The organism is Paenibacillus faecis, assembly GCF_008084145.1.
Lineage (GTDB): Bacteria > Bacillota > Bacilli > Paenibacillales > Paenibacillaceae > Fontibacillus > Fontibacillus faecis.
This window is the reverse complement of the sequence record NZ_VSDO01000005.1, coordinates 215322-228633: the sequence shown is the minus strand read 5'-3', so window position 1 is coordinate 228633 and position 13312 is coordinate 215322. Positions and strand designations below refer to the sequence as shown.

The 13312-nt window shown below is 44.7% G+C and carries 13 protein-coding genes and 1 pseudogene; 7 read left to right on the top strand and 7 right to left on the bottom strand.

The features are described 5' to 3' along the window. Positions 1-35 precede the first annotated feature (35 nt). A complete protein-coding gene (locus tag FRY98_RS22725; protein ID WP_148456425.1) occupies positions 36-698 on the top strand; it encodes a 3'-5' exonuclease in 663 nt (220 codons plus the stop codon). A 46-nt stretch (positions 699-744) separates the two neighbouring features. Here the strand turns inward: FRY98_RS22725 and FRY98_RS22720 are convergent, their stop codons facing one another. Beyond that, a complete protein-coding gene (locus FRY98_RS22720; protein ID WP_148456423.1) occupies positions 745-1716 on the bottom strand; it encodes a helix-turn-helix transcriptional regulator in 972 nt (323 codons plus the stop codon). A 247-nt stretch (positions 1717-1963) separates the two neighbouring features. Further along, on the bottom strand, positions 1964-2800 hold the full coding sequence (locus FRY98_RS22715; RefSeq protein ID WP_148456421.1) for an Rpn family recombination-promoting nuclease/putative transposase: 837 nt from the start codon (positions 2798-2800) through the stop codon (positions 1964-1966). A gap of 220 nt (positions 2801-3020) precedes the next feature. Between FRY98_RS22715 and FRY98_RS22710 the strand changes: the two genes are divergently transcribed. Beyond that, the gene (locus FRY98_RS22710; protein WP_148456419.1) at positions 3021-3545 is read left to right on the top strand and encodes a VanZ family protein; all 525 of its coding nucleotides are present in this window, start codon (positions 3021-3023) and stop codon (positions 3543-3545) included. A gap of 155 nt (positions 3546-3700) precedes the next feature. On the opposite strand, the gene FRY98_RS22705 is transcribed toward FRY98_RS22710, so the two are convergent. Both FRY98_RS22705 and FRY98_RS22700 read right to left on the bottom strand, forming a co-directional pair. Next, the gene (locus tag FRY98_RS22705; protein WP_148456416.1) at positions 3701-5434 is read right to left on the bottom strand and encodes a recombinase family protein; all 1734 of its coding nucleotides are present in this window, start codon (positions 5432-5434) and stop codon (positions 3701-3703) included. Between the two features lie 71 nt (positions 5435-5505). After that, a complete protein-coding gene (locus FRY98_RS22700; RefSeq protein ID WP_036628241.1) occupies positions 5506-5652 on the bottom strand; it encodes a hypothetical protein in 147 nt (48 codons plus the stop codon). 616 nt (positions 5653-6268) lie between these two features. On the opposite strand from FRY98_RS22700, the gene FRY98_RS22695 reads away from it, so the two are divergent. The 4 genes from FRY98_RS22695 to FRY98_RS22670 all read left to right on the top strand — a co-directional run bounded on the left by FRY98_RS22695 (position 6269) and on the right by FRY98_RS22670 (position 10304). Continuing rightward, positions 6269-6559 carry a transposase gene (locus tag FRY98_RS22695; RefSeq protein WP_110843139.1) on the top strand — a complete coding sequence of 97 codons (291 nt, stop codon included), beginning with the start codon at positions 6269-6271 and terminating at the stop codon, positions 6557-6559. A gap of 23 nt (positions 6560-6582) precedes the next feature. After that, complete coding sequence (locus tag FRY98_RS22690) at positions 6583-7269, top strand: IS3 family transposase (protein WP_110843138.1); 687 nt, start codon at positions 6583-6585, stop codon at positions 7267-7269. 769 nt (positions 7270-8038) lie between these two features. After that, the gene (locus FRY98_RS22675) at positions 8039-8368 is read left to right on the top strand and encodes an ArsR/SmtB family transcription factor (protein ID WP_036684721.1); all 330 of its coding nucleotides are present in this window, start codon (positions 8039-8041) and stop codon (positions 8366-8368) included. Between the two features lie 175 nt (positions 8369-8543). Then, complete coding sequence (locus tag FRY98_RS22670; RefSeq protein ID WP_110843137.1) at positions 8544-10304, top strand: SulP family inorganic anion transporter; 1761 nt, start codon at positions 8544-8546, stop codon at positions 10302-10304. Between the two features lie 494 nt (positions 10305-10798). Here FRY98_RS22670 and arsC read toward each other — a convergent pair whose 3' ends face one another. The 3 genes and pseudogenes from arsC to FRY98_RS22655 all read right to left on the bottom strand — a co-directional run bounded on the left by arsC (position 10799) and on the right by FRY98_RS22655 (position 12642). Continuing rightward, a complete protein-coding gene (gene arsC / locus FRY98_RS22665; RefSeq protein ID WP_110843136.1) occupies positions 10799-11227 on the bottom strand; it encodes an arsenate reductase (thioredoxin) in 429 nt (142 codons plus the stop codon). Positions 11228-11247: 20 nt separating this feature from the next. Further along, positions 11248-12233 (bottom strand): annotated as a pseudogene (arsB, locus tag FRY98_RS22660) (ACR3 family arsenite efflux transporter). 85 nt (positions 12234-12318) lie between these two features. Beyond that, complete coding sequence (locus FRY98_RS22655) at positions 12319-12642, bottom strand: ArsR/SmtB family transcription factor (RefSeq protein ID WP_110843135.1); 324 nt, start codon at positions 12640-12642, stop codon at positions 12319-12321. A gap of 193 nt (positions 12643-12835) precedes the next feature. Between FRY98_RS22655 and FRY98_RS22650 the strand changes: the two genes are divergently transcribed. Continuing rightward, positions 12836-13288 carry a MarR family winged helix-turn-helix transcriptional regulator gene (locus FRY98_RS22650; RefSeq protein ID WP_110843134.1) on the top strand — a complete coding sequence of 151 codons (453 nt, stop codon included), beginning with the start codon at positions 12836-12838 and terminating at the stop codon, positions 13286-13288. Positions 13289-13312 lie beyond the last annotated feature (24 nt).

The following is a 13312-nucleotide window of genomic DNA, read 5'->3' as shown; positions in this document are numbered from 1 at the left end:
TAGCAGTAAGCCAATACATAAAGGAGCCGATAATGATGAAATACATCGTATTTGACCTGGAGTTCACGGTACTCCGCTCGCAAAGGCATACGGCGGAAACGATTGAGATCGGGGCGATTGAGCTTAGAGCCGATGAGCATGGCAAACTGAACATGACCGATTTATACCACACTTACGTGCAGCCTTCACGAAGCCCCAAAATTTCCAAGCTGACGACGGAATTTACTGGGGTCACGCAGTCCAACATAGATGATGCCCCGCTGTTTAAAGAAGCAATAGAAAACTTCAAGGCCTGGTTAGGCGAGGATTATTACCTTTGCTCCTGGGGACCGGACGATAAATATCAATTGGTACGCGAATGCAGCGCCAAAAAAATGGACTTGGGTTGGATAAGGAATTACAATGATATCCAGTTGTCCTACACCCGTTTGAACGGGGCCGATATTGGCCAGAGGATGGGTCTGAAAAAGTCCTTGAAAGCGGAAAATCTCCCCTTTATCGGGAAACAGCATAACGCGCTCGACGATGCCTTCAATACGGCAAAACTGTTCAAAAAACACTTTCCGAAATTCGTTTTGGAACGTAATAACGCCGCCGAAGAATCTTTGTTCGAAACTAGGATCGTTTATTCGACTGATAATGAAGAAAAGTACACGCCTTTCCACGAGCTTGCCCATTTGTTAAAAATCGCCCAATAAACCAAGAGGCCCTAAATAAAAGGGCCTCAAATCATCTTCCATGCGGCTAACTCCGCACCTCAACGTCTGAATTATATAGGGCCAGCCAGTCAGTTAACTGTTGTTTTAAAGTCTCCCTGGCTGAAGCCGGTTCCAAAATTTCCGCCGCCGGGCCGTACTGCTGAATCCACATGAGAAATTCCTTTTCGTTATTGACGGTAACTTCAAATAACAGGCTTCCGTCCTTCAAATCCTTCATCCAAGGCTGGACGAACAGCTCCTCTTCCTTAATGTAACGAGCTACTTCCGGAGAAAATCGTACTTTAAAGCGCGTATTCTTCTCTCCGCGATCAATCGACCAGGTGTTTTTTAGGTACTGTTTGAGATTAAAATCCCCTTTATCGAAAGTTCCCGCGGTAAGTTCAACCTGCTGAAAACGGCTGATCCGGAAAGTTCGGATTGCTTGCTTCAAATGACAATAACCGATCAAATATAACCCTTGTTTCCGCGGAACGAGGAAATAGGGATCTACATGGCGTTCCGTCGTTTCGTCCCGATATTGCGTATGGTAGATGGTATGGAGCGTTCTTTTTTCCAAAATCGCTTGAATCACCGGCTGCAAAAAATTAGGGCTTTCCTGACGATAAGCCGGCGTCCCCATTTGAATGACATCAGCGATATCCTCAATGATGCTGTTTTGCTTGGACTTTTCCTTCAAATGCGTCCCCATCACTTTGTCATAGGCCGTGTCAAACCCGGGAGGCAGTTTGTCCATATCCAAAACCGACGGCAATAAGGAAAATGCGAGCGCTTCTTGTTCCGTAAAATTGAGCGGATACAAAAAGAACTTGCCCATAAAGCGATAGCCCGTCCCTCGTTTCTCATTCGTTACAGGAGCAATTAAATTCAATACATCCAGGTCTCGGTAGATAGTTCGGATGTTAACGTCACATTTTAGCGCCAAATCCGCAGCAGAAATGCCCGGATTAGCTTGGATCGCATTAATAATATTAAAAATACGAATGACTTTATCGATCATACGATTCTCCTAGATAATTAGTTCTATATTCTTGGTAGTTATTAGTTTCTATATCGAGGAGTAATTTCCTTCCTGGCTGCACTTTTAGGACTTCCACCACGAACACGTTTACCCGCGTGTTTCTTCTAACGCTCTGTTTGCATCTCCTGTTGTACGGTAAAATACGAAATTTGGCAAAAGAAAAGACAGCCCTGCGGCTGTCGTCGAGTTTAAGCTTTGGGTGGTGATGTAGGGAGTACATTTTTGCTTACTGTCTCAGCAGTTTGACTTCTTCCATAGACAACCCCGTTGCTTCCGAAACAGTTTGCAGATCTACTCCTCTGTTCAGAAGTCTGACGGCAATTTCTTTGCTTGTTTCCGTCTTGGCTCCCTCAATTCGGGATTTCTCATCGCTCAGTGCCTTCATCCGGGCGTCATAAGCCATTCGAGCTGCCCGATCCTGGCTTAGAAACTCCAGCGTATCCATCGCTTTTTTCAGCATCGGCTCCTTCATCGTCAGCACCTCCCAATTTGATTTATCTACACCCTTTAAAAACAGCAACCAGTTCACCAGACCGCCTTCTTCAAGCTCTGCTGCATGCTCATTCAGCTTGGTCAGCTCGATGATGTGAATCTCAATATCATCTAGGAGCGGAACCCCTGTGCGATCCTCACGTAGATGAAACACACTATGGTAGCGGTCGTTAGGCAGAGTTGAATAATTCAGTATATTGATGGTCACGCATTTCTTTAAAGTATTGTAATTGCCACCCTTAGGTATCTGATGGTAGTACATTTCAGACCAATAAAACAGTGTACGTTTTTCCATATGATACGGGTTGAACAATTGCATTTCGATATTCAAAAGTTCGCCCTTGGCTGTCTTGGCCTTGATGTCCATAATCGACTGCTTATCATTCGGACTGTCTGGCTCAGTGTAAGGGTTGAGCAGCACAATCTCGGTTAGCGGCGATTCGCCTGCCTCACGAAACGTGCTGTTCAAAAAAGCCAGCAACACATCCTTATTACGCTCACTGCCAAAAATTCGCTTGAAGATCACATCGACACGCGGATCAAGCAGCCGAACATGCGCATCCCACTCCATTCCTTATTCCCTTCATTATACCATTTTATCCTGCCAGGTTGAAACGAGGCACTTCAATTCTTACCCGGGAGCTAACGAGCAAAGAAGCACATTTAGGGAAACCTTAAAGTCCGTCTATAAAAGCTTAAGGAAATCGTTATCTTTTTCCCACTAATTCTTAAATTTTGTGCTTTATCTTTGAATTATAAAACAAAGACCAGCACGAAATGAGGGAGTTGTAGTGAATACCAAAAGAATGAGCGGCGGTATGGTGATCGCGGCAATGCTTGCCATTTATATGTATATTGTGGTTAAAGTGATTCTATTTAAGTTCCACAGCATTGACCCGCATTTTATCAAGCAGCAGCTAAAGGCACACTGGCACAGCCCTGAGATGATTATGGACCAGTTGACGTTCAGGGCGAATCTCGTTCCTTTCCATGTGATTTTCACGTATTTCGAACAAGCCACCCTGCACAGCTGGGTGAATTTTGCCGGAAACATCCTGATCTTTATGCCTTTCGGAATGCTGCTCCCGCTTCTGTTCAGAGGGATGTCGAATCCCTGGTTAAAGGTGCTCATGCTATCCTTCACCTTCAGCTTAGGACTTGAGACTTCCCAGTTGATCCTGGCGATCGGCATGTTTGATGTGGATGATCTGATTTTGAACACTTTCGGGGGCTTGCTGGGGTATGGGATGTATCGGGCTTGGATGATGACAGGATCGCCGCTGCCTCGTAATAACGGTAAACCTGCTAGAAGTTGAAAATATGGAGGGACTTTAACATGAGGGACCTGTTACCAAAAAATCTTCCTGAAAAGCAAATTTTATTACAAAAAAAGGGACAACGGGGGCGAAAATAACTTTCCATTCCATTCCCCGTTTCGTCCCCAAATCCCCTAAACACCTACTCAAAACCCTTATAAATCAAGGAACAAACAGCTTCCACATGTGTTGTTCTCGGAATAGGAAGGCACTCTCCCCCTTTCACTTCGCAAGGACTTTTTTTGCTTATGCATCTTGCTTTGGATGCTGTTATGAAAGCCGGTCTTATAGACAAAAGTCAGTTTGTATGGCTCGGGACTTTCCTGATTGGAGTTCTCCCCAATAATCACTTTATCAACGATGCTTTCGAAAACGTTCCGATCGAATGCAGTCAGAACTTCATTTGTTTGAAGCACTTTGCGGAAATGTTCAAGCCGCTTTCCCAAATCAATTTCATCTTGTGCGGATTGCTCCAGCTGTTCCTTTTCTTCGAGCAATTTAGTAAGCGAAGTATCGAGTTCCGCATACTTCTGTTCGTAAGTAGCCCTGTCTATTTTCTCATCCAGGCACAAATCAATCAGTCTGCAACGTTTTTGCTCCATGGCCTGAATGTCGCTGATAATTTTGTTCAATCGCTTTTGATGATTCTGGTCGCTAAACACCGACTCCATTCTTTTCATAAGCTCGTCCAGCACGTCCGAATTATTGCGGCACACCAATTTATACGATTCGACAAAAGCACCCTCAATCAGCTTTTCCTCCAAGGCTTTACTGTGAGAGCAGTATTTCTTCCCTTTTTTCGTGGCCGTCACGCACTGCCAAATCACCTTCTCGTGCGGGGTTCCGCTGTGCCAGTTCCGCCGGGAGAGATTGCTTCTGCAGAAAGCACATTCCAATTTGCTGCTGAAAGCAAATTTCCTGCTGTACTTGTCCCGCTTGCCTTTTGCGCCGCGGCGGCGATTCTCGCCTCTTCGATGCAATATGTCCTGCGCCTTCTCAAATACTTCCTCGCTGACAATCGGCTCATGATGATTTTTGACATAAAACTGATCTTCCTCGCCGTAATTGTCCAGTCTTCTCTTGGAAATGGGATCGACGGTAAATGTCTTTCCTTGCAGCAAATCGCCTTTATACTTCTCATTCTTTATGATACCAAGAACGGTTGTGTCCTGCCATTCGACTCTTCCATACTTGGTTTTATGTCCCGCCTCAGTCAGTTCCTTAGCAATTACGTAAGCGCCGATCCCCGATGTATACCGTTCAAAAATATAGCGGACGATTTCGGCTTCTTCTTGATTAACGGTGATCTGTTTCGTATTCACATCGTAATCATATCCCAGACAACTTTGGAAGCCCACCAGTTCGCCGCGCTTCATTTTCATTTTCAAACCTTTTTTTACGTTGGCTGAGATGTTCTCCACTTCCTGCTGCGCTACGGAGCTTAGAATGACGAGCAACAATTCACCGTCCATCGTCAATGTATTGATATTCTCATCTTCAAAAAGTACGGCGATGTTCTTTTCTTTCAGCATACGGACGTATTTCAACGTGTCCAGCGTATTTCTTGCAAACCTGGAGATAGACTTCGTGATGATCATATCAATTTTCCCATCCATACAATCGTTAATCATGCGTTGGAAATCCTCGCGCTTCGTTACCTGAGTACCGGTTATGGCTTCATCTGCATAAATATCAACCAGCACCCAGTCGCTTCGTTTGCTAACGAGATCGGTGTAATAGGCGACTTGCGACTTGTAGCTGCTCAATTGCTCCTCGGTGTCGGTACTTACGCGGGCATAAGGGGCGACGCGAAGGACATCCGATAACTTTCCGGCGTTGCGATCGGATATTTTCCTACTTGCTTTAATTACTTCTACTTCGAGAGCCATGGTGTTGTCCTCCATTCTTATTTACTTGCCATCAGTTTAATAAGAGATGGGCGGCCCGACAAATGTGCGAATCAAGAAGTAAGGTCCGAAATGATGCCGTAATCCCGCATCGTTTTGTTCTTTATCAAATGAAATTCGTTTTCGGTAATCAAAGATAATGCCAGTAATTGTTTTATCATAGCGATTTGCATGCTGTACCGGATGAGTTTATGGTTCATAAAAACCTCCCAATAATCCAGAAAAGCTGAAAAACAGAGATGCGCGACAAACATTACCGCTTGTGCGCATCTCTGTTTCCGCCTCTGTTTTGGTTGCTTCTCTTCCATTAACCCTATCCGGCGGACAGTGGTTAGCCGTCCTCATAGGCTTCAAACCTCTTCCAGGATCGCTGCAAGCCGCCCCCATTGCGATGAGCTATGGCTGGACGGAAGTATCATTATCCCTCCGCATGGATCTTCGCCTTAAATGGAACCACCATTTATGGATTGCATGGGCAAAATCGCTCGCTTTCTGACGGTTCCGCTACAAGACATGCAAAAACAAGAACCGGCAAAACGGTCGTGGCGCGCCTGCAATTTGGCTATCCTTCTAGGCCATGCGGGGAACGTACCGGATAAGATTGTATTCAGTTTTCAAGGAGCATTGAGAGGTTGAATAATGTCCCTCTAATATTCATTTCATTTTTAGGGTAAAATCGGAACTGCTTGCCCAAAAAACTCCCCTCCGCGGCTTCCATTTTTTGATACAATCAAATATGGAGTGCTACGATAAAAATGCAGTCGAAAAACCCCCTCATATGAAATAAAATGAAAGCTGACGAGGGGACGAGAGACAATGAATCGATACGACAAAGCATTCAAAGAAGAAGCAGTAAGATTGAGCGATGAGATTGGACCCAAGAAAACCGCCGAGCAGTTAGGTGTATCCTACTATACCTTGCAGGAATGGAGAAAGCGAAGAATCCTGCACGGTGACGGAGCGCATATCGGGAGCGGACGCGCTTATGCATCTGCCGATAAGACTGCGCGTGAAATCGAATTAGAAAGAGAGATAGGCGAGTTGCGCCGCGCGAATGAAATTCTCAAGGATGCACTCGGTTTTTTCGCAAAAGACCGGAAGCGGTAAAGGCATGCCAGCTCTATGCTTACATCCGTGAACGACGGGATCAGTGGACCGTCAAGGAAATGTGCAAAGTACTTGCTGTCAGCGAATCGGGCTATTACCGTAGCTTGAAGCCCACACCGAAACAGGAGCGGCAGCAACTTCTTCTGGTCAAAATCAAAGACATCATTGGAGAGCATGAAGACAACCGAAATTACGGTGTCCAGCGTATTCTGCTGGCGCTGTCCCAAATAGAGATCACGACCAGCTACAGCACCGTCTACCGAATCATGAAGAAGCATGGCCTGCTGAAGAAAACCAAACGTCATCCAAACGGTATTACATGCGAGGATGCCGCAGCTCACAAGAGCGAGAACCTAATCCAGAGAGACTTCAAATCCTCAGGACCCAACCAAAAGTGGCTATCGGATATCACCGAAGTCCCTTGTTTAGACGGCAAGTTATATCTATGCGCGGTACTGGATTGTTTCAACGGCGAGATCGTGGGCCTCGCCATGGACGACAACATGCGCAAGGAACTCTGCATTCAGGCCTTTGAGAACGCTTGTAAAGCAAAGAATGCTCGCGGAATGATATTTCACAGCGATCGAGGCAGTCAATTCACAAGCCATGCATTCCGAGAGCGTCTAGCAAAACGAGATGCCATTCAGAGCATGAGCGGCACAGGGCGTTGCTTGACAAAGCAAGGATGGAAAGCTTTTTTGCTACGCTAAAGAAAGAAAAGCTGTACAAGATCAACACGGAGCGCTATCCGATGGCCTATATTAAATCGATCATCTTCAGATACATCATGGTCTACTACAACAGACAGCGGATCTACACCTCTAATCCAGGGGCTGGCCCCCAGCTATTTATCGCGAAAGAATGCTGTCACAGGCAGCTTAGTAACGGGTTTTCTGTATGAGGGTGTTTTCAAACTGCACTTTTTTTGACAACTCCATTTCCAATATGAAGCGCGATTCCCCTTCCATAAATTCGAAGTGCCCAAAGCAGTCATTCCATACATAGCAGAGCAGGTCGAGTCACCGGCAGAGCTGTACGCCCAAAAACGATTGGGCGGGTCGCTCCATCACCTACCATCGAACACAAATCAGAGATTCTTTCAAATTGGGTATGGTTCGCATCACCCAACGGAATACTTCCCCTTCCGCTTTGGACAATGCAATTGTTTTAGTCGCACAATTTTGCTCGCCTTGGGCGAAGCCGCGGTTTGTCTGCTTTCCTGCATGAAAGGTGTAGTCAATTCATGCGAGGATGACGAATCTTGATGTGATCAGTCATTACTCGTAGAGTCCGGCATTCGTATCCACTCCTTATGTTATTTTAATCAAATAATTAGGTATTTGAATATAAAGTGTATTGTATAGGCAACCAAATCACAATCCATGCGCCGGTATGCCCTTCTTTCCAGAATGTTTTTGGGTAAAGTTGTGTTATGATATTCATATATTCAAAAGTATAGTGATCAAGGAGGCGTTAGCAATGAACCAAAATATCCAACAGTTTAAAGCCGATTTTTTTAAGGCGCTGGCGCATCCCATGCGGATTCGAATCCTGGAGGTTCTGAGTGAAGGAGATAAAAACGTAAATGAGATACAGAGTATTTTAGGCTCAGAGGGTTCAGCCGTTTCTCAGCAGTTGGCAGTATTGCGAAATAAAAATGTGGTGACGGGCTTAAAGGATGGTACTTCTGTCATTTATTCGTTACGTGACCCGTTGATTAAAGATCTACTCGCAGTCACAAAGCAGATCTTCGATAATCATCTCGTTGATGCCATTTCATTACTTGAGGTCATTCGAAATGAATCTTAAACTGAAAAACAAGGGGTTCCATGAGTAACATCAAGGATCTCCTTGTTTTTTTGTTTTGCAGCCGGAAACATGCGGAGCGACACGAGATTATTATGATTGACATTATTCGATGACAGGAGTAACATTTCACTTATATTCAAATAATCAAATATATGAATAAGAGAAGGTAATTCAGATGAAATGGACGGGAAGATTTGAAGGATACCATGCGGCCGCATTCCGCAAGGATATCATTTCAGGCCTCATTGTTGGTATTATCGCCATTCCATTAGGGATGGCGTTTGCTATTGCGGCTGGTGTAAAACCGGAATATGGCATTTATACCACCATCGTTGCCGGTATCTGTATTTCCTTGTTCGGGGGTTCTAAATTTCAAATCGGCGGCCCGACCGGTGCATTTATTCCGATCCTTTTCGCGATCGTCATGGAATATGGATACGAAAATTTATTGCTTGCAGGATTTTTGGCGGGAATTATTCTTGTTCTCATGGGGCTATTTAAACTCGGTGCGTTGATAAAATTTATTCCTCGCCCTGTAACCATCGGATTTACCGCTGGAATTGCCGTCATAATCTTCAGCGGACAAATTGCCAACTTTTTAGGTTTGAGCGGTATCGAGAAACATGAGAATTTTCTACCAAATATGAAGGAAATTGTAACGCATCTCGCAACTACGAATCTCTACAGTATTATCACAGCGGTCGTCTGTTTGGCAGTTATCCTCCTAACACCGAAATTTTTACCGAAGGTCCCTGGTTCCTTGGTAGGGCTTATCGTATCCACTATAGTGGCGACCGTATTCTTTAAAGGGGAAGTTGCAACGATTGGATCGTCATTTGGAGCTATTCCAAGCACCCTACCCCATTTTCATTTCCCTGATCTAACCTGGGATCGCATTGAAAATTTGATTCGCCCCGCCTTTACTATTGCCATGTTGGGCAGCATCGAATCTTTATTATCGGCGGTTGTTGCCGACGGCATGACCGACAGTCGTCATAACAGCAATCGGGAGCTGATTGGGCAAGGCATCGCCAATATGGTAACCCCTCTTTTTGGAGGCATACCAGCGACAGGAGCCATTGCACGAACAGCAACCAATATCAAAAACGGTGCGATCTCACCCCTGTCAGGTATTATACATGGTATTGTTGTATTGCTGGTGCTCATTTTGTTTGCACCTTATGCATCAGAGATCCCACTTGCTAGTATGGCACCGATTCTAATGCTGGTTGCCTGGAACATGAGCGAACGAAAAGAATTTGCCCACGTCTTAAAAATCAAAACGAGCGATTCTTTTGTCCTTCTCATTACCTTTTTGCTAACGGTCTTTACGAATTTAACGACTGCCGTTGAAGTCGGATTAATTTTGGCTGTTATACTGTTTGTGAAACGAATGAGTGATGGGTTATTGGTTTCCAAGGTATTGCCTGACCCAACAGTTAAACATGAAAAAGTGAAAGCTCATATGGTGACCGAAGGCCACGATTGTCCACAAATTGGGATCTATACCATCGAAGGCCCCCTCTTTTTCGGCGCCGCGAACATGTTTGAAAAGTCCATTATGGATTCGATTCATCTAAGACCGAAAGTGTTACTGCTGCGCATGGGAAAAGTACCTTTTATGGATACGACGGGTGAATCAAATCTTTCCAGTTTGGTGAAGCATTTCGAGAAATTTGGTGGGATTATTCTTGTATCCGGAATTCAAGCTCAGCCTTTAGATGTATTGAAGAGAACAGGGTTGTATACGCTGATTGGGGCTGAACATTTTTTTGGACATACCGGTGAGGCACTTAACTTCGCGCTATTGCAACTGGATTTGAATAAATGTCTAGGTTGTAAACATTTTGCTTTCCGTGAATGCGCGGCGTTATCAAACAAGGAGTCTCAAAAAGAAGTGATCACCAGTTTAAAGGCTGATCCAGCAAGGACATAGCCTAATCTCATTTGAAATCGCCCTAAAGACGAAATGAGGTGAATGGCTATGCAACTTGCACTTCAGCGTTACCATGATTGTCGAGCGGATAAATAAAAAAGTGTTCTAACAATCTTATCGTTTATCTAAGCAAAAATGAGATCGACTGCGAGGCGCTCTCTCGTCCAACTGAAACAGTAACATACAGACACGCCCATGCTCGGATTCTTCTGTTACACAGCCACTTTCAAGTCATCCTCGGCAAATGATTGCGAATGATTCCCACTATAATATACGGTTGCGTAAGCAGAGTTCGAACAAAATAAATAAGAGTTGTCGGGATGAATGGTTTCTAAAGCAGAAGCTTTAACATGTACAGCAATCCATCCTAAACCACTCCTCATGTAGACGAGAATGGGCTTAAGGGTGAGGATACATTTCTTTCTTTACTCATTTAATCCTGCCCATGGAGTAATGACAATGTTTAGTCTACAACTTTACATTCCCGTTCAAATTTACCGACCTTCGGCTAGAAACTTTTCGATACGCGACTTAATCGCATCCCGAACCGCTCGAAATTGGCTCATGATTTCTTCCTCGGTGCCGGTCGCCTTGGCCGGATCATCGAAGCCCCAATGCCATTTCACGACGTTTTTATTCGAAATCACCGGACAATGTTCGTCTGCATGGCCACATAACGTAATCACATAGTCTGCCAGATTCAAAATCTCCGGATCGATGACATCAGATGTATAGCTGCTAATATCGACGCCAGCTTCCTTCATCACCTGGACGGCACGGGGATTCAGCCCATGTGCCTCTAACCCGGCGCTTTTTACTTCGTAGCGATCAGTACCGAGAGCCTTCAAAAAGCCATCCGCCATTTGGCTGCGGCAAGAGTTTCCTGTACAAAGGAAATAAACGAGTTTTTTGTTTTCTGACATGATGAGTCCTCCTGTTTATATTAAGCTGCTTGCTTTGAAAAATACTTCCGCTGGAATCGGAGCGCGACGTTGACTAAGGCAATCATCACGGGGACTTCCACAAGAGGACCGATGACGGCCGCAAATGCTGAGCCGGAATGAATACCAAACACCCCGACGGCAACGGCAATCGCCAGCTCGAAGTTATTCCCCGAGGCGGTAAAAGCCAGTGTAGAAGTCACCGGATAACCAGCCCCTGCTTTTTTGCCCATGAAAAACGAGATCAAGAACATGACGACAAAGTAAATCAATAGCGGAATCGCGATCCTCACGACATCGAACGGCAATTGGATAATCATTTCGCCTTTCAGCGAGAACATGACGATGATCGTAAACAATAACGCGATCAGCGTAATGGGGCTGATTTTCGGAATAAAGACCGTTTCGTACCAGGACCGTCCTTTTGCTTTTACAAGAGAATAGCGAGTAATCATTCCGGTCAAAAACGGTATCCCTAGATAAATGAACACACTCTTGGCAACTTCGGCCATCGTAATGTCAACAACGACACCTTCCACCCCGAACCATCCCGGCAAAATCGTAACAAAGATAAAGGTGTAGACGGAATAAAACAAAACTTGAAAGATCGAGTTGAAAGCAACGAGTCCCGCCGCGTACTCAGCATCCCCTTTGCATAAATCGTTCCAAACGATGACCATTGCAATACAACGAGCTAAACCGATCATAATCAGGCCGACCATATATTCCGGATAGCCTTGGAGGAAAATAATAGCCAGGAAAAACATTAAGATCGGGCCAATGAGCCAGTTTTGAATCAATGAAATGGTTAACACTTTGCCATTTCGGAAGACACGACCGATTTCTTCGTATCGTACCTTCGCCAGCGGCGGATACATCATTAAAATAAGGCCAAACGCAATCGGTATCGATGTGGTTCCGACTTGAAATTCATTCAACCGGCAACAAAGTTGGGAAATACGTAGCCCAAGCCAATTCCTATCGCCATCGAAATAAAAATCCATAACGTCAAATAGCGATCCAGAAATGAAAGTCGCTTTTTCTCTTGTTTACACACTTGCTGTACACCCCCTTTACTCGCAAATAACCGTTAGTCCTTGTTGCTCCAATTCCCGCAGATCCTCGGATAGATCAGGCAAGTGGAACAGAGCATAACCAATTTCCTCTAACCGCTTCTCATTGATGGAGTAAAACACCCATTGCCCCTTTCTCGTTTCGCGGACCAGTTCCGCCGTTTTTAGACGGCTTACATGTTTGGAAATGGCTGGCTGGGAAATGTTAAAGATGGGAACCAGTTCACACACACAGCAATCGCGAACACGGAGCAAAGAAAGGATTTTCAGCCTTGTCGGATCGGCAAGAGCTTTCAGAATATCTGCTATCTTTTCAAATTCCATTGTCGTGATAATCACCCCACACCAAAACCATATAACCATATTGTTATTTATGTATGGGAAAAAGTCAATACGAAAAATGAAATTTTAAAAATCCTGTCTAAGAACCGAGTTCCTGTTTTTTGCATTGCAGATAAATTAAACACTTGCAACTTGCAATCATTTGTTGTATAACTGTTTCATGAGGTGAGGCGCCGTGGAAAATGTACGTGAACAATTTCAAATCATGACTCGTCGCTTTGGCTTTCTGAATAAAAACTGCTGTTCTGCCGGTGGCTGCGACATCTCCTTAATTCAAAGCCATATTCTTTACGAAATTGATCGCCAACACAAGCCTTCCATCCAGCAAGTAGCAGAGGCATTAGGGACCGATATCACGACATTCAGCCGACAAGTCCAGTCGTTAATCAAGATGAAATTAGTGAAGAAAACGCCCGATCCCGATGACCGGCGGGTGAAGCTGCTTTCCTTAACGACAGAAGGAAAATATGTTGCGGCGTCGATTGACCAGCAAATGAATGACTATTTAAACGAAATTTTCTCACACATGAACGATTTTGAAAAAGATACCGTCATTCGCTCGATCAAGCTATTAAACGAAGCGATGGCGAAAACCGGCCAATGCTGTTCCACCCCTTCTTGTGGGTGATCTTTTTCCTATAATACTTGCATT

Excerpts from the sequence above, each read along its gene's own strand:
- FRY98_RS22670 (WP_110843137.1), top strand. The coding sequence starts at position 8,544 with ATGAAATGGACGGGAAGATTTGAAGGATACCATGCGGCCGCATTCCGC.
- FRY98_RS22720 (WP_148456423.1), bottom strand. The coding sequence starts at position 1,716 with ATGATCGATAAAGTCATTCGTATTTTTAATATTATTAATGCGATCCAA.
- FRY98_RS22675 (WP_036684721.1), top strand. The coding sequence starts at position 8,039 with ATGAACCAAAATATCCAACAGTTTAAAGCCGATTTTTTTAAGGCGCTG.
- FRY98_RS22705 (WP_148456416.1), bottom strand. The coding sequence starts at position 5,434 with ATGGCTCTCGAAGTAGAAGTAATTAAAGCAAGTAGGAAAATATCCGAT.
- FRY98_RS22655 (WP_110843135.1), bottom strand. The coding sequence starts at position 12,642 with ATGGAATTTGAAAAGATAGCAGATATTCTGAAAGCTCTTGCCGATCCG.
- FRY98_RS22715 (WP_148456421.1), bottom strand. The coding sequence starts at position 2,800 with ATGGAGTGGGATGCGCATGTTCGGCTGCTTGATCCGCGTGTCGATGTG.
- FRY98_RS22725 (WP_148456425.1), top strand. The coding sequence starts at position 36 with ATGAAATACATCGTATTTGACCTGGAGTTCACGGTACTCCGCTCGCAA.
- FRY98_RS22700 (WP_036628241.1), bottom strand. The coding sequence starts at position 5,652 with ATGAACCATAAACTCATCCGGTACAGCATGCAAATCGCTATGATAAAA.
- arsC (WP_110843136.1), bottom strand. The coding sequence starts at position 11,227 with ATGTCAGAAAACAAAAAACTCGTTTATTTCCTTTGTACAGGAAACTCT.
- FRY98_RS22695 (WP_110843139.1), top strand. The coding sequence starts at position 6,269 with ATGAATCGATACGACAAAGCATTCAAAGAAGAAGCAGTAAGATTGAGC.